The sequence below is a fragment of the Lentzea guizhouensis genome (assembly GCF_001701025.1).
Classification (GTDB): Bacteria; Actinomycetota; Actinomycetes; order Mycobacteriales; family Pseudonocardiaceae; genus Lentzea; species Lentzea guizhouensis.
Genome location: NZ_CP016793.1, coordinates 5,320,140 through 5,334,464 on the forward strand (window position 1 = coordinate 5,320,140; position 14,325 = coordinate 5,334,464).

The 14,325-nt window shown below is 71.5% G+C and carries 15 protein-coding genes; 11 read left to right on the forward strand and 4 right to left on the reverse strand.

What is annotated here, in order from left to right; translation table 11 throughout:
* From BBK82_RS26275 to BBK82_RS26320, 10 genes are read left to right on the forward strand one after another with little or no spacing between them, the layout of a single operon-like run.
* Nucleotides 1-987 carry a hypothetical protein gene (locus tag BBK82_RS26275; protein WP_065917401.1) on the forward strand — a complete coding sequence of 329 codons (987 nt, stop codon included), beginning with the start codon at nt 1-3 and terminating at the stop codon, nt 985-987.
* Nucleotides 984-2,399 (forward strand): class I adenylate-forming enzyme family protein, encoded by a 1,416-nt coding sequence (locus tag BBK82_RS26280; RefSeq protein WP_065917402.1) that lies wholly within the window; start codon nt 984-986, stop codon nt 2,397-2,399. Before BBK82_RS26275 ends, BBK82_RS26280 begins: the two co-directional genes overlap by 4 nt.
* Nucleotides 2,392-3,558, forward strand: a complete 1,167-nt coding sequence (locus tag BBK82_RS26285; RefSeq protein WP_065917403.1) for a type III PLP-dependent enzyme domain-containing protein — start codon at nt 2,392-2,394, stop codon at nt 3,556-3,558. The genes BBK82_RS26280 and BBK82_RS26285 overlap by 8 nt, the downstream gene beginning before the upstream one ends.
* Nucleotides 3,558-3,797 carry an acyl carrier protein gene (locus BBK82_RS26290; RefSeq protein WP_065917404.1) on the forward strand — a complete coding sequence of 80 codons (240 nt, stop codon included), beginning with the start codon at nt 3,558-3,560 and terminating at the stop codon, nt 3,795-3,797. Before BBK82_RS26285 ends, BBK82_RS26290 begins: the two co-directional genes overlap by 1 nt.
* Nucleotides 3,794-4,990, forward strand: coding sequence for an acyl-CoA dehydrogenase family protein (locus tag BBK82_RS26295; protein ID WP_065917405.1), 1,197 nt, complete (start codon nt 3,794-3,796; stop codon nt 4,988-4,990). Before BBK82_RS26290 ends, BBK82_RS26295 begins: the two co-directional genes overlap by 4 nt.
* Complete coding sequence (locus tag BBK82_RS26300) at nt 4,954-5,196, forward strand: acyl-CoA dehydrogenase family protein (RefSeq protein WP_065917406.1); 243 nt, start codon at nt 4,954-4,956, stop codon at nt 5,194-5,196. The genes BBK82_RS26295 and BBK82_RS26300 overlap by 37 nt, the downstream gene beginning before the upstream one ends.
* Nucleotides 5,160-5,528: a hypothetical protein gene (locus BBK82_RS26305; protein ID WP_154697501.1), complete on the forward strand. Its 369-nt coding sequence runs from the start codon at nt 5,160-5,162 to the stop codon at nt 5,526-5,528. The genes BBK82_RS26300 and BBK82_RS26305 overlap by 37 nt, the downstream gene beginning before the upstream one ends.
* Entirely contained in the window at nt 5,525-6,079 is a 555-nt protein-coding gene (locus BBK82_RS26310) for a 4'-phosphopantetheinyl transferase family protein (protein ID WP_065917408.1), read from the forward strand. The genes BBK82_RS26305 and BBK82_RS26310 overlap by 4 nt, the downstream gene beginning before the upstream one ends.
* The gene (locus BBK82_RS26315; RefSeq protein WP_218920339.1) at nt 6,076-8,496 is read left to right on the forward strand and encodes an AMP-binding protein; all 2,421 of its coding nucleotides are present in this window, start codon (nt 6,076-6,078) and stop codon (nt 8,494-8,496) included. The genes BBK82_RS26310 and BBK82_RS26315 overlap by 4 nt, the downstream gene beginning before the upstream one ends.
* The gene (locus BBK82_RS26320; RefSeq protein ID WP_218920340.1) at nt 8,486-10,759 is read left to right on the forward strand and encodes a condensation domain-containing protein; all 2,274 of its coding nucleotides are present in this window, start codon (nt 8,486-8,488) and stop codon (nt 10,757-10,759) included. Before BBK82_RS26315 ends, BBK82_RS26320 begins: the two co-directional genes overlap by 11 nt.
* Here the strand turns inward: BBK82_RS26320 and BBK82_RS26325 are convergent.
* The 4 genes from BBK82_RS26325 to BBK82_RS26340 are packed head-to-tail and all read right to left on the reverse strand — an operon-like array spanning nt 10,724 to nt 13,734.
* Nucleotides 10,724-11,356 (reverse strand): GTP pyrophosphokinase, encoded by a 633-nt coding sequence (locus BBK82_RS26325; RefSeq protein ID WP_269466106.1) that lies wholly within the window; start codon nt 11,354-11,356, stop codon nt 10,724-10,726. The genes BBK82_RS26320 and BBK82_RS26325 overlap by 36 nt on opposite strands.
* Nucleotides 11,357-11,378: 22 nt before the next feature.
* Nucleotides 11,379-12,353, reverse strand: coding sequence for a D-cysteine desulfhydrase family protein (locus tag BBK82_RS26330; RefSeq protein WP_065917411.1), 975 nt, complete (start codon nt 12,351-12,353; stop codon nt 11,379-11,381).
* The gene (locus tag BBK82_RS26335; protein WP_065917412.1) at nt 12,344-13,204 is read right to left on the reverse strand and encodes a TroA family protein; all 861 of its coding nucleotides are present in this window, start codon (nt 13,202-13,204) and stop codon (nt 12,344-12,346) included. The genes BBK82_RS26330 and BBK82_RS26335 overlap by 10 nt, the downstream gene beginning before the upstream one ends.
* Nucleotides 13,204-13,734 carry an NUDIX domain-containing protein gene (locus BBK82_RS26340; protein ID WP_065917413.1) on the reverse strand — a complete coding sequence of 177 codons (531 nt, stop codon included), beginning with the start codon at nt 13,732-13,734 and terminating at the stop codon, nt 13,204-13,206. The genes BBK82_RS26335 and BBK82_RS26340 overlap by 1 nt, the downstream gene beginning before the upstream one ends.
* Nucleotides 13,735-13,913: 179 nt before the next feature.
* Between BBK82_RS26340 and BBK82_RS26345 the strand changes: the two genes are divergently transcribed.
* A complete protein-coding gene (locus BBK82_RS26345) occupies nt 13,914-14,264 on the forward strand; it encodes a hypothetical protein (protein ID WP_065917414.1) in 351 nt (116 codons plus the stop codon).
* Nucleotides 14,265-14,325: the final 61 nt, after the last annotated feature.

A 14,325-nucleotide genomic window follows, 5' to 3' on the forward strand; every position in this document is an offset into this window, starting at 1 on the left:
GTGAGCACCGACTTCACCGCCTTCACCGGACTGCGCGCCGACCTGATGGACTGCCTGCAGGTCAACCTCGCCATCCTCGCCGACCGCCACCACGGCCCCGGCGCCCACGTCGTGCTCGGCTCCGAGCTGACCACCGAGTCCACACTGGACTCCCGGCTCGCGCAGGCGTCCCGGCTGCTCGGCCTGCAGGTCGTGAAGCGCCACGACGACGCCGTGCTGCGCGACCGGGCGACCGACGAGCTGCAGTACGCGGTGGCGGACGCGTTCGACCTGAGCTGGGTGCCGTACGCGGGCCACCAGCACATGGACCACAGCTTCCTGTTCCGCGACGGCGGCGGTGCGTGCGAGGTCGTCGACGGCTACCACAACGGCACGCCCTGGGGCGATGCCCGGCCGGGCGTCTGGCGGATCCCGTGGGACCAGCTGCCCAGGGCGGCCGTCGTCGAGCTGGCGTTCGGCGAGCTGCCCGCGCCGCGGGCGATTGCACCGTTCGTGAGCACGGTCGACGTCGAGGCGGTGTGCGCGGACGTGGAGCAGCTCGTGCTCGACGTCTGGCTGCTGGCCAGGGCGCGCGGGCTGCACGCGGTGTGGCTCGACTCGGCGACGTTCGAGGAGCACGCCCGCGAGTGGAACGCGCTGGCGGCGCACAGCTACGTGGCGATGCGGCGGGTGTTGCGCGGCGGGGTGCTGGTGCCGAGCGTGCCGGCCGAGCTCACCAGGTTGCTCCAGCGTGACGAAGAGCTGACCCGCGTGCGGTCCGCGGTGGCGGCCGAGCTCAGTGAGGTGCTGGCGAACCCGGTGCACAGCGGCCGGACGCCGTTGCGGGAACTCCCGGGGTTCAGCTCGTTCCGGCTGGTCGACGTGATCGAACGGGTCGAGGCGCGGCTGGGCGTCGAGGTGGAGGCCGAGGCGCTCACCCCGGACAGCCTGCGCGACCTGGACTCGTTGTGCGGCTTGTTCGGATCTCCTGCGGGGAGCACACCATGACGTTGCTGCACGACTTCCTCGACCGCGCGGCCCGGTCCCGGCCGGACTCGCTGGCCGTCGGGCACGGTGACGCGACGCTGACCTACCGCGAGCTGCGCCGGGCCAGCGCCCGGATCGCGACCTGGCTGCACCGCCAGGGCGTGCGGCGCGGTGACCGGGTCGTCATCGTCGCACCGGTCGACGTGCTGATGCCCGCGCTGCTGTACGGATGCTCACGGGCCGGCGCGGTGTTCAGCGTGCTCAACCCGCGCTCGCCGGAGGTCGCGATCACGCACGTGGTCGAGGACTGCGAACCGGTGCTGGTGCTGCGCGACCTCGACGAGGTGCGCAAGGCGGTGGCCTGCGGTGACGAGGAGGCGGTGGCCGGACCGATCGCGGTCGACCCGGTGTGCCTCGTCTACACCTCGGGCAGCACCGGGATGCCCAAGGCGGTCGTCTCCACGCACGCGCAGGTCGTCTTCGCCGCGCAGGCCATCCAGTCGCAGCTGGAGTACCTGCCGAACGACACGGTGTTCTGCGCGTTGCCGCTGGCGTTCGACTACGGGCTCTACCAGGTGTTCCTGAGCACGCTGGCCGGGGCGCGGCTGCAGCTCGGCAGCGCGGCGGACGCCGGTCCGCAGCTGGTGAGGCACCTGCGGGCGTGCGGTGCGACGGTGCTGCCCGCGGTGCCGGCGATGGCGGCCGGGCTGGCGCGGATGCTGGCGCGACCGGGCACGCAGCCGCCGTCGTTGCGGCTGATCACGAACACCGGTGCGGCGATGCAGGCCGAGGTGGTCGCCGAGCTGCGGCACCAGATCTTCGGGTTGCAGGTGCAGCTGATGTTCGGCCTGACCGAGTGCAAGCGCGCGGCGATCATGCCGAAGGACGAGGACCTGCGCCGGCCCGGCGCGTGCGGGAAGGCGTTGCCGGGCACCGAGATCCTGGTCGTCGACCCGGACGGCACGCCGGTGCCGGTCGGTGAGGTCGGCGAGATCGTGGTGCGCGGGCCGAACGTGATGAGCGGCTACTGGCGGCGGCCCGAGCTGACCGCGCACCGCTTCCCGCGCGACGAGGGCCTGTTCCCCAAGCTGCGCACCGGCGACTACGGGCGCCTGGACTCCGACGGCTACCTGTACTTCGTCGGCCGGCGCGACGACATCTACAAGGAGCACGGCTCGCGGGTCAGCGTCACCGAGGTCGAGGCGGCGGCGCACCGGGTGCCCGGCGTCGAGGCCGCCGCGGTGCTGCCACCGGTCAACGGGCAGCACGGGGCGACGTTGTTCGCGGTCACGGACCTGAGCGCCGAGCAGGTGCTCGCGTTGCTGCGCGAGCAGATCGAGGACGCCAAGGCGCCCCGGTCGTGCGTGGTCGTGGCGGAGATCCCGTTGACCCCCAACGGCAAGGTCGACCGGAAGAAGCTCAGTCATGTCTGAGTACGTCTACGACCTGGACGAGGTGCGGCGGTGCTACGGGCTGCTGCGCTCGTCGTTGCCGCAGCCGAGCGAGATCTACTACTCGCTCAAGGCGAACCCGCACCCGTTCGTGGTGCGCACGTTGCGCGAGCAGGGATGCCTGGCCGAGGTGTGCTCGCCGGGCGAGCTGCGGGTGGCGCTGGAGGCCGGCTACGACGGTGAGCAGCTGCTGTACACCGGGCCGGGCAAGCGCGACGAGGACCTGCGGGAGGCGGTGAAGGAGGGCGTCACGCAGTTCTCCGTCGACTCGCCCTTCGGCCTCGACCAGCTGAACGCCCTGGGCGTGCCGGTCAAGGCGATCGTGCGGATCAACGACGAACAACCGGTGCCCGGCCACGGCCTGACGATGACCGGTGTGCCGTCGCAGTTCGGCGCGGATCTCACCTGGGTGCTGCGCGAGCCGGAGGCGTTCGGGTCGCGCGAGAACGTGGCGGTGGTCGGGTTCCACCTGTACATGGGCACGAACATCAGCGACGAGGGCGCGTTGCTGAACCAGTTCCGGCAGGCGGCGCGCACGGCTCGCCGGCTGGCCGCCGAGACCGGGCTCGGCGTGGAGGTCCTCGACCTCGGCGGCGGGTTCGGGGCGCCGTTCGCCAGGGCGGGACAACTGCCGGTCTTCCCCGGCCTGGCGGACGGCCTCGCCGACCTGCTGGACGAGACGTTCCCCGGCTGGCGGTCCGGGTGGCCGGTGGTGGCGTTCGAGTCGGGGCGCTACCTGACGGCGACCTGCGGGACGTTGCGGACGCGGGTGCTCGACGTGAAGCGCTCGCAGGAGCGGCCGGTGCTGGTGCTGGAGTCCGGGGTGAACCACCTCGGCGGCATGTCGGGGCTGCGCCGGTTGCCGCCGATCGTGCCGGACGTGCAGGCACCTGGTTCGCCGGTGCCGGACACGATCGTCGCCGGCCCGTTGTGCACGCCGGTCGACACGTGGGCGCGCGCCGCCGACGTCGCACCGGTGTCGCCCGGTGACGTGGTGAGCGTTCCCAACGTCGGTGCGTACGGGCTTTACGCCTCGCTGGTGGCGTTCCTGGGGCATCCGCTGGCCGACGAGGTGGTCGTGGACGGTGGCGTGGTCGTCGACGAGTCGCGGCTGGAGCTCAGACGAGAGAGGGGCTTGTAATGGACGCTGAATTCCCGGCCGTGCTGCGGCCGTTCCTGAAGTACGCGGGTGCGGGCACCATCACGCCCGAGTCGTCGTTGCGCGACCTGGGGCTGGACTCGATGCGCGCCATCGAGCTGCTGTTCGCGATCGAGGACAACTACCGGGTGTCGCTGCCCGACGAGCTGCTGACCGACGCGACCTTCGCGACGGCGGGCAGCCTGTGGGCGGCGGTCGACTCGTTGCGGATCGCGTCGTGATCCCCGCGCTGGAGAAGGTGCTCGCGGTCACCGCCGAGCACGCCGGCCGGTGCGACGCCGATGCCGCGTTTCCTCTTGAGGCGCTGGAGGCGTTGCGGGACAGCGGGCTGCTGGCGCTGCCCGTGGTCGGCACGGTGCGCGACGTCGTGGACGTGACGCTGCGGCTCGGGCGCGAGGACATGTCCGTCGCGATGATCTACGCGATGCACTGCCAGCAGGCGTTCGCGCTGGTGCGCCACGCTCCGGCGCTGGTGGACCGGATCCGGTCGGGCCGGGTGTACCTGGCGTCGGTGACCACGGAGAAGGGCAAGGGCGGGCACCTGCTGTCGTCGGAGTCCACTGTGGACTGGGTGGACGGCTCGCTGCGGATCGACCGGGACGCGCCGATCGTGACGGGCGGTGTGCACGCGGACGCGTTCCTCGTGACGGTGCTGGCGCCGGACGCTGTCACTCCGACGCAGGTGTCGCTGGTGTACGCGGACCGGTCGCAGCTCGACGTGGTCGAGGTGCTCGGTGGCTGGGACCCGCTGGGCATGCGCGCGACCCACAGCGTGCCGATGCGGCTGGCCGGTGTGGTTCCCGCGGCTCAGGTCGTCGGTGCGCCCGGTGGGTTCCGTGATGTGGTGACGGCGACCTTCGGGCCGTTGGCGCACATCGGCTGGGCGGCGGCGTGGCTGGGTGCGGCGTCGGGTGCGTTCTCGCGGGTGCTGGAGCTGGTGCGGGGTTCGCGGCAGTTCGACCCGTCGTCGGAGCTGTTGCTGACGCGGGTGGCGCGGATCCGTGAGCGGCTGGACGTGGTGAACGCGTTGTTGCAGCACACCCTCGACGCCGACTTCTCGGTCGGTGCCGGGCAGGTGCTGGTCAACACGGTGAAGGTGCGGGCTGCGGTCGAGTGCTTCGCCGCGGTCGACGAGATGGTCGAGCTGGTCGGGTTGCGGCACGGGTACATGCGGTCGTCGGACCTGGAGCGGGTCTTCCGCGACCTGCGTTCGGCGTCGTTGAACTACTCGAACGACCGCCTGCTGCTGGCCAACGGCGCGCTGGCGTTGCTCGATCGCGGTGGTGCTGTGGGGCTCAGCGACACGAGCGCCACGCCTCGCACGCGCTGGTGCTGGCGCGGCACAAGCCGGTGCAGCACTTCACGAGCTTCTGCTGGGTGCTGGTGCCACTGGACGCGCCGGGCGTGCGGGTGACGCCGGAACCGACGTCGCTGTTCGACGGGGCGGGGATCGGCGCGATCACCCTGGACGAGGTGGTCCTGGACCGTTCTGCTCTGGTCGGCCCGCCCGGACGGGGTCTGGCGTCGTTCGCGGTGCAGGTGGCCGCCGAACGCCGGGCCGGCGCGCTGTGGGCGGTGGCGTTGTGCCGCCGGGTGTGCGGGACGTGCGGGCGCGGCTGAGCACGCGGGCGCTGGTGGAGGGCGTGCTGTGGGACAACGCGGCGGTGCGCGAACGGTTCGCGCGGTGCGTGGTGGAGACGTGGCGGCTGGCGGCGGTGTCGTCGGCCGCGGGGGACATGGCGTCGGCGATGGCGTTGAAGGTGGCCGTGGCCGACGGGCTGGACGTGGTGCTGCGGGAGTGCACGCAGCTGCTGGGGGCGGACGCGTTCGTGGACGGCGGGATCGCGGAGCTGCGGGCGGCGGTGGCGATGTTCGGGATCGCGGGAGGGGCCGTGGGGGCGATGCTGGCAGGGGTCGCTGACCACGCGGACGACTTGCTGGAGGTGCGGTGAGGGTCGCGGTCGCCGCCATCGACGACGTCGAGCTGCACCCGGCCGACGTCCAGGCAGCGGCCCACCTCTCGGTTGTGCGCGCACACGAGTACGCGGCCGCCCGAGGTTTGTTGCGCAGCCTGCTCGCCGAGCTCGGCGAGGTGAAGATCGCCGTGCGCGAGAGCGGGCAGCCGTACCTGCCTGACCACTCCGACCTGTCGATCAGCCTCGCCCACGACGGCGGGTACGTGGCGGCGGCGTGCCGCAGGGGCAAGGGGCTGGGGGTCGGCGTGGACGTGCAGCTGCCGGTGTCGGCGTCGCCGGGGTTGTTGCGGCGGTGCGGGGTGGGGGAGCTGGCGGAGTTGCCGGAGGGGGAGCGGGACTTGGAGTTCGCCTGGGTGTGGACCGTGCAGGAGGCGTGTGTGAAGGCGACCGGTGAAGGGTTGTCGGGGCGGCCGTGGACGATTCCGGTGGCGCGCGGGCAGGCCAGCGGGACGTGGCGCGGGGTGCGGTGGAGCCGGTTGCGGCACAGCGCGGTGCCGGTGAGCGTGGCGTTCCTGGAGGCGCCGTGATCACCGGGCTGAGCTGCTACACGACGAACCTCGTCGCCTACCTGGCGAGCGAGTTCGCGGGGACCGAGGCGACCTTCGCCGAGTCGGTGCGGCTGGCGGTGCGCACGGATCTGGACGAGCTCGCGTTCTCGCACCACCGCTACCCGCTGAACCGGCTGCCGGACGGCACCCAGCTCGCCTACGCCACCGGCGATCCGGTCCACGACATCACCGACGAGCTGGAGAAGCACGGGCGCTGCCTGGTCATCACCGACAACGCCAAACTGCCGTGGTCACCGAGCAAGACACCGGCGCCCCACTGGGTGCTGGTCGAACGCAACAGGCAGAACCGCTGGTACGTGCGAGACGGGTTCGCCGGTCTGCTGCAGGACGGCGAGCAGCACCCGCACGCCGGCTGGCTCACGACCGGGCAGCTGGTCGACGCCATGCGCCCGGAAGACTGGACGGTCGAGCAGAAGCTCAGGAACGAGCACGTGTTCGGCTTTCCGCTCGAACAACCGCCCGGCCCGCTCTGGCTGAAACGGGAACCAGGCCCCGGCGTCACACCCCACCTCGACGGCGAGTGGCTGCAGACCGACGACGAGGTGCTGCCGTTCCTCGCCGACCGCATCACCGAACGCAACCTCGACGACCTGTGGACCGCGGCGCAGCACCGGGCGTTCCGGCACCGGCTGCTCGGCCACACCGACGCGGGCACGGCGTGGGAGGGACTGCCCAAGGCGCTGCGGTTCGCCGTCGACTCCGCGCGCAGGGGCAGGCCGCGCGCGTCGCTCGTGCACAACACCCTGCGCCACCTGCTGCAGCTCGAAACCGATCTCGCCCCGGAGGCAACCGTGCTGACCACCCGCTCCCTCTACGACTGGTTCCACGCGTCCGCCCAGGAGTACCCGGACAACGTCGCGATCGAGATGTCCAGCGCCACCCTGACCTACGCGGAGCTGCAGGAGGCCGTCGAACGGGTCAGCGCCGCCATGCTGGAGAACCTCGGCCGCGCACCCAAGCGCGTCGGGCTGATGACCTCGCGCAGCCTCATCGGGTACATCTCCTACCTGGCCGCGCTCCGGCTCGGCGCCACCGCCGTGGCGCTCAACCCCGCCGCGCCCGCCGTGCGCAACCTCGGCATCACCGAGGACGCCGCCGTCGACTTCACCATGATCGACGACAGCTCCGGCGAGGGCCTCGACGAGTACCGCGCGAAGACGGACATCCCGCTGTTCGACATGACCGGCGACCGCTGGCGCAGCTTCCTGCTGCCCGGTGGCGGGACCGCGATCCCGGACATCATCAGGCCCGACCTCGACGAGGGCTCCTACGTCGTCTACACCAGCGGCGCCACCGGCAAGCCCAAGGGCGTCCCGGTCACGCACACCAACGTCAGCTGGTTCCTGGCCGAGGTGATGAAGCGCTACAAGCTCAGCCCGGACTGCCGGGTCGCGCAGACCTTCGAGATGTGCTTCGACGGCTCGATCCTGTCGATGTTCGGCGCCTGGGGCTCCGGCGCGACCCTCGTCGTGGCGGAACGCGGTGACGTGCTCACGCCGGTGAAGTTCATCAGCGGCAAGCGGCTCACCCACTGGATGTCGGTGCCGTCGCTGATCTCGTTCGCCAAGCGCCTGCGGGCCCTCGCGCCGAACAGCATGCCGACGCTGCGGCTCAGCTCGTTCGGCGGCGAACCCCTGACCGTGGAACAGATCGAGGCCTGGACCCAGGCCGCGCCGAACACCGCGGTGATCAACTGCTATGGCCCGAGCGAGGCGGCGTGCATCGTCACCGCCTACGAGGTGCCCGCGAACCCGCAGGACCGGATCGTCACGTCCAACGGTTCCGCGCCCATCGGCACGGTGTTCGACCACCTGGACTTCGTGCTGTTCAACGACGAGTTCGAACCGCAGGAGGACGACGGCGAGCTGTGCGTGCGCGGCTCGCAGCGGTTCCCCGGCTACCTCACCGAGAGCGAGAACATCGGCCGGTTCGTCTCCTGGAAGGACGGCGAGACCCGCGGCACCCTCTACGACGGCTCCGCGCCGATCTCCGACGACCTCTGGTACCGCACGGGTGACCGGGTGCGGCTGGAGGGCGGCGAGCTCGTCCACATGGGACGGATCGACCACCAGGTGAAGGTGCGCGGCAACCGGGTCGAGCTCGGTGAGATCGAGTCCGTGCTGCGCCGCCACCCGAGCGTCGTCGAGGCCGTCGTGCTGGCCGTCACCGCGGCCGACGGCGAGATCGACCTGCACGCGTTCCACACCGGTGCCGAGGTGGGCGAGGACGAGCTGACGAGCCTCACCGACACCCTGCCGGTCTACATGCGGCCGCGCGCGTTCCACCACCGCGCCGAGATCCCGCTGACCGACATCGACAAGGTCGACCGCAAGCGGCTGCTCGCCGAGTTCCTGGAGGCGCAGGGTGTTCGTTAGTCCCGCGACCGCGATGCAGGAGTCCGTCTGGTGGATCCACCAGCGGGCCCGCAACAAGTCCCTCTACAACCTCACCTGGCGGCTGCTCTGCGACCGCCCGCTCGACGCCGAACGCCTGCGCGCGGCCTGGCAGCGCCTCACCGACCGGCACGAGGCGCTGCGCACGGCCGTCCAGCGCACCGGCGACGACATCACGCTGACCGTGCACGACACCCGCACGGCCCGGTTGCACGTCGTCGAGGTCGAGGAGAACGACGAGGAACTGGCCCGCCTCATCGCCGAGGAGGTCCAGGAACAGCCGATCGACCTCGCCGACGCCCCGCTGGCGCGCTTGACGCACGTGCGCGTCGGCGACCGGCACGAGCTGTTGCTCACCGTCCACCACATCGTGCTGGACGGCTGGGCGATCCAGCTGCTGATGGCCGAGCTGTCGATCGCCTACGAGGGCGGCGAGTTCGACTCCGAACCCGTGCCCTTCACGGTGTACGCGGCCGAGCAGCACGAGGCCCGGGCCGCCGGCAAGTGGGACAAGACGATCGACCACTGGCGGTCCACGTTGGACGGTGCCACCGCCACCACGGTCGCCGCCGACCGGCCTGGCCGGTTCGGCGTCGGCGCCCCCGGTGTCGTGATCAGGCACATGCTCAGCGCCGAGGCCAGCGCGGGCGTCGCGGCACTGGCCAAGGCGTCGTTCGCCACCCCGTTCGCGATCATGCTGGCCGCGCTGGAGATCGTGCTCGCCCGCACCGCCGGAAACGACATCAGCCTCGGTGTCGTCGCCGCGAACCGGATGAGCGTCCGCGACCAGGCCCTGATGGGCTACACCGCGAACCTGTGCGTGGTCCGGGCGTCCATCGAGGACGGTGACACGATCGCGCAGGTCGTCACGCGGGCCCGTGACGGCCTCTGGCAGATGTTCGCGCACCAGCACGTGCCGTACCCGGCCGTGTTCGCCGCGCTTCCCCCTGCCACGCAAGCATCTCTGACCGACGCGTCACCGTTGCTCGTCAGCTACCTCGGCCCGATCGGCTTCGACCTGAAGCTCGGCGACGTCGGCCTCACCTGGCTCGCCAGCCCCAACCGCGCGGCCCGCGCCGACATGGCGATGTCGTTCGCCGAGGTCGACGGCGGCCACCGCGCCGAGCTGGAGTACAACACCGGCCGCTACGACCACGACACCGTCGTCCGCCTGCTCGACGACGTCGACCTGGTGCTGCGCTCCGACCCGTCGCTCACGGTCGGCGCGCTGCCGGTGCACACCCGTGCCGTCACCGGCCGGGCGGAGGCGGAAGTCGTGGAGCACCAGGCACTTCCGGCCGGAACCGAGTGGAACGTCATCGCCGAGGAGTGGGCCGCCCTCGTCGAGGAACCACCCACCGGGCCCGACGCGGACTTCTTCGCCTCCGGCGGCCACTCCCTGCACGTCGTGCGGCTCCTCGCGGCCGTGCGGGACCGGCTGGACGCCCGCGTCGACATCGCCGACTGGCTCGTCGACCCCACCCCGCGCCGGCTCGTCACCCAGCTGCAGAGCACCGACGAGCAGACCACGCCGAGCACCCTGGTGACCGTGCAGGACGGCCCCGGCACGCACCTGCACCTGGTCCACGGCGCGGGCGGCGGCGTCCAGGACTACCGCGACCTCGTGGCCGCGCTGCCCGACGACTGGCGCGTCACCGTGTCGCAGGAGGTCGAACCGCTGGCCACCCTGCCGATGATGGCGCGCGCCTACCGCACCGACCTCGACCTGGCCGGCCTGCGCCCGGACGTTCTGGCCGGCTGGTCGATGGGCGGCCAGATCGTGTTCGAGATGGCGGCCCGCGACCCGGAACCGCCGCTGCTCGCCGTGATCGACTCGACTCCGCCGGTCGACCAGAACTACCCCGAGGGCATCGAACGCGAGTGGTTCCAGATCTTCGGCCGCAACCTGATGGCGTCGTTCGGCGTGGAGGGCGAGTTCACCGACACCCTGGTGATCTCCGCACGCCTGGCCCGCGCGGGCCACCAGGTCCCCGCACACGTGCTGGACGAGCGCTGGGCGGTCTTCCTCCGCCACGCTCAGGCTTCGGCCGCCCACCGGGCCCGCGGACCGCAGCAGACCCGTGCCGTGGTCGTCGCCGCCGACCTGCTGGACAGCCAGCTCGACCAGTGGGCCGGCCTGACCGACGCCACGACGCACCGCATCGACGCCGACCACTACGGCGTGTTGCGCGGCGAGGCGGCCAGGCGGCTAGCGGTCGTCCTGGTGGATGCGGCGGTGCAGTGACTCCATCCGCTCGTCCAGCTGCGCGGCGATCAACGCCGAGGACATGAGCTCGTCGACGAAGTCCGCCGGCGGCCGGTCGTCGTACTTGTAGAACAGCTTGTGCTCCAGCGTGGCCCAGAAGTCCATCGCGATGGTCCGCAGCTGCACCTCGACCTTCACGTGCTCCACCCGGTCCGACAGGAACACCGGGATCCGCACGATGAGGTGCAGGCTGCGGTACCCGTTCGGCTTGGGCGTGGCGATGTAGTCCTTGGTGAGCAGCACGTCCACGTCGTGCTGGCGCGCCAGCATCGCCGACACCCGGTACACGTCCGAGACGAACGGGCAGATCACCCGCACCCCGGCGATGTCGTCGAGGTGGTCGCCGATCAGGTCGGGTTCGAGCGGCAACCCCTTGCGCCGCAGCTTCTCCAGGATGCCCTCCGGCTTCTTGACCCGGTTCGTGATGTGCTCGATCGGGTCGTGCCGGTGCACGTAGTCGAACTCCTCGCTGAGGATCCTCAGCTTGGTCATGAGCTCTTCGATCGCGAACTTGTAGACGAGCAACCTGCGTTCGAGGTCGCGAAGCAGGCTGAGGTCGTCGGCCAGGTCGGTCACGCCGTCCAGCGTACTGATCAGCTCAGAGGTACCGGTCCACGGCTTGCGGTGCGTAGCCGTAGAAGCCGGGCAGTCCGCCGGTGTGCAGGAACACGACGGGCTTGGTCGCGGCGGGGACGAGCCGCTCGAACGCCACCGCCGCCTTGCCGGTGTAGACCGGGTCCAGGATCACCCCTTCGGTGGACGCGAAGAGCTTCAGCACGGCCCACATCTCGTCGGTCGGCACCCCGTAGCCGGGCCCGATCGTGTCGTCGGTGACCGTCACGTGGTCGAGCTTCGGCGCGGGCTCGCCGAGCAGCTCCGCGGCGTCGGTCGCGAGCTGGCGGAGCTCGGCCGCGGCCTCCTCGGCGCTGTGCGAGACGCTGGCGGCGTGGACGGTGCCCGGCCAGCCGAGCAGCTCGATGCCGAGCGCGATGCCCGCGGCGGTGGCGCCGGAGCCCTGGGGGACGACGATCAGGGCGTCGTCGACACCCCGTTCGGCGAGCTGGCCGACGAGCTCCTCGGCGGCGGCGACGTAACCGAGCGTGCCGAGCGCGTTGGAGCCGCCGACCGGGAGCGTGACGGCGCCGGCGTGGTTGATCCGGTCGTAGGTCTCGACGGTCTCCTCGGCGGTCGCGCAGACGTGCACGTTCGCGCCGAACATGTGGTCCAGGACGATGTTGCCGGACTGCTCGTAGGCGGGGCCGGTCATCGGGACCTTGGCGGTGAGCACGAGCTCGCAGCGCAGGCCGAGCTTGGCGCAGGCGGCGGCGGTCTGGCGGCCGTGGTTGGTCTGCAGCGCGCCGAACGTGATGACCGTGTCCGCGCCCTGCTCGATCGCGTCGCCGAGGAGGAACTCGAGCTTGCGCAGCTTGTTGCCGCCGGCGCCGAGGCCGTTGACGTCGTCGCGCTTGATCAGGACCGGCTGGGTGCCGAGTGCGGCGGCCAGGCGCGGGGCGTCGTCGAGCGGGGTCGGCCAGCTGCCCAGTTCCACGCGGGAGAACGCACTCAAGTCCATGGCACAAGCTTAATGGCCTCGCCGGGCTCTAACGCCGGGCCGACGCCGTGCAGGACCTGGGCCAGCACCTCGACACCGCGCACGATGCGCGGGCCCGGCCGGTTGAAGTACGACGGGCCGTCGAGGACCCACGTCTCGGGGAACGCCTGATCGGGCAGCTCGGCGAGGGTGCGGTCGACCGGGAAGCCGCACGGGAGGAGCAGGACCACGTCCGGTTCCGCCTCGTGCACGGCCGGCCAGGTGATCGGTCCCGTGTGCTCGCCGGGAGAAGCGAGCAACGGCAGCCCACCGGCCGCCGCGATCTGCTCCGGCACCCAGTGACCGGCCGGCCACACCGGGTCGAGCCACTCGATCGCCGCCACCCGCGGGCGGGGAAGACCCGCCGTCAACCGCTCGACGTGGCCGATCCGGGCGCGCAACCGCTCGATCCGCGGCGCGCTGTCCACACCGAGCACGTCGCCGACGGTCTTCAGGCAGCCGAGCACCTCGTCCACTGTGGAGGGCTCCAGGCTGAGCACCGTCGGCCCGGCGTCCATCAGCCGCACGGCCGTGGTCACGCTCTCGTAGGACACCGCGCAGACGTCGCAGAGGTCCTGGGTGAGGATCACGTCCGGCTTGAGGTCGGAGAGCAGCTCGGTGTCGAGCCGGAAGACCGACGACCCGCGGTGGACGGTCGCGGAGATCTCCCGGCTGCTCACCGCGTCCTGGTCGACGCCGGTGCCGGTGACCACGGGGACGTCGGCGACCGACGCCGGCCAGTCGCACTCGTGGGTGCGTCCGACGAGGTGCCCGGCCAGTCCCAGCTCCGCGACGATGTCGGTCGCCGCCGGCAGCAGCGAGACGATCCGCATCAGACCTCCCTCCCGAACTCCGCGTACCGCGGGGAACCGCTTTCCAGCGCCGCCACCGCGAGCACGAGCCGCCGGTGCAGCGAGGGGTGGATCCGCGGCCGGGCCTCGTCGAGCGTCAGGTACACCAGCGACTCCAGCTCCGGGTCGTGGGCCACGGCGTCATCGAGCACCCCGCCGTCGAACACGAACTGGTGGCAGTCGCGCCAGACGCCGTTGCGCGGGGTCCAGTCCACCACCAGCAGCGGCCCGAGCGCGAGGTCGACGCCGAGCTCCTCGCGGATCTCCCGCAGAGCCGCCGCCTTGGGCGACTCGTCGTCCTCGGTCAGCCCGCCCGGGATGTCCAGCACGGACTTGTAGGCCGGCACGACGAACATGACGCGTCCGGTGGAATCGCGGATCAGCGCGCCGCCCGCGCACGTCTTCGTGGGACGGCGCGACGCCACGCCTGGTTCGTGCTCCAGCTCGGCGGGACCCTCGTCCAGTACATCGGCGGCGAATGCGGCGGGGTCGCCGGCGTGCAGTGCGGTCATGCGTCGATGATCACACCGGTGGGTGAATCGCGCACACGCCGGTTCGCCCGTTCGTGCCTGGTGGGCGGTACTGCGGGTGATGACTGTGCGCAACCAAACGACCAGGGAGTACGCTGAGCGCTGTAACTCCGTGCGATCAATCGCCGATGTCCGAGTCAACATCGGTGGAGGTGACGCCAATGGGGGCAACCGGTGCCGCCAAGCGCAGACGGGACGGACACTCGGCCCCGTGGTCGGTGGTCGGGCTCACCGTCGTGTTCGTCGTGGTGGCCCAGGTCCAGTTCGCCATCGCGGTCGCGGAATCGGTCTTGTGGCCGGTCGCGATCGGCGTGCTGCTGCTGGCCGCCGCGGTCGCGTTCGTGAAGACGGCGCGCAGGCTGCGTTGGGACGACAGCGACCCGTACGAGGTCCCGAAGGAGCCGGCCAAGCCGCTCCCGCAGGCCGAGTACGAGCACCACGTCGACGCCGACGGCAGTCTCGCTCGTGCGGTCGGCGACGTGGTCCACGCGTCCAGGCGCTGGCGGGCCTGAGAACCTCACAGTGCGGACCGGGCCAGGCAGGGTGGCCCGGTCGTTGTCGCACGTCCGCACC

Excerpts from the sequence above, each read along its gene's own strand:
- BBK82_RS26335 (WP_065917412.1), bottom strand. The coding sequence starts at position 13,204 with ATGCGGATCGTCTCGCTGCTGCCGGCGGCGACCGACATCGTCGCGGAG.
- BBK82_RS26345 (WP_065917414.1), top strand. The coding sequence starts at position 13,914 with ATGGGGGCAACCGGTGCCGCCAAGCGCAGACGGGACGGACACTCGGCC.
- BBK82_RS26290 (WP_065917404.1), top strand. The coding sequence starts at position 3,558 with ATGGACGCTGAATTCCCGGCCGTGCTGCGGCCGTTCCTGAAGTACGCG.
- BBK82_RS26285 (WP_065917403.1), top strand. The coding sequence starts at position 2,392 with ATGTCTGAGTACGTCTACGACCTGGACGAGGTGCGGCGGTGCTACGGG.
- BBK82_RS26330 (WP_065917411.1), bottom strand. The coding sequence starts at position 12,353 with ATGGACTTGAGTGCGTTCTCCCGCGTGGAACTGGGCAGCTGGCCGACC.
- BBK82_RS26340 (WP_065917413.1), bottom strand. The coding sequence starts at position 13,734 with ATGACCGCACTGCACGCCGGCGACCCCGCCGCATTCGCCGCCGATGTA.
- BBK82_RS26280 (WP_065917402.1), top strand. The coding sequence starts at position 984 with ATGACGTTGCTGCACGACTTCCTCGACCGCGCGGCCCGGTCCCGGCCG.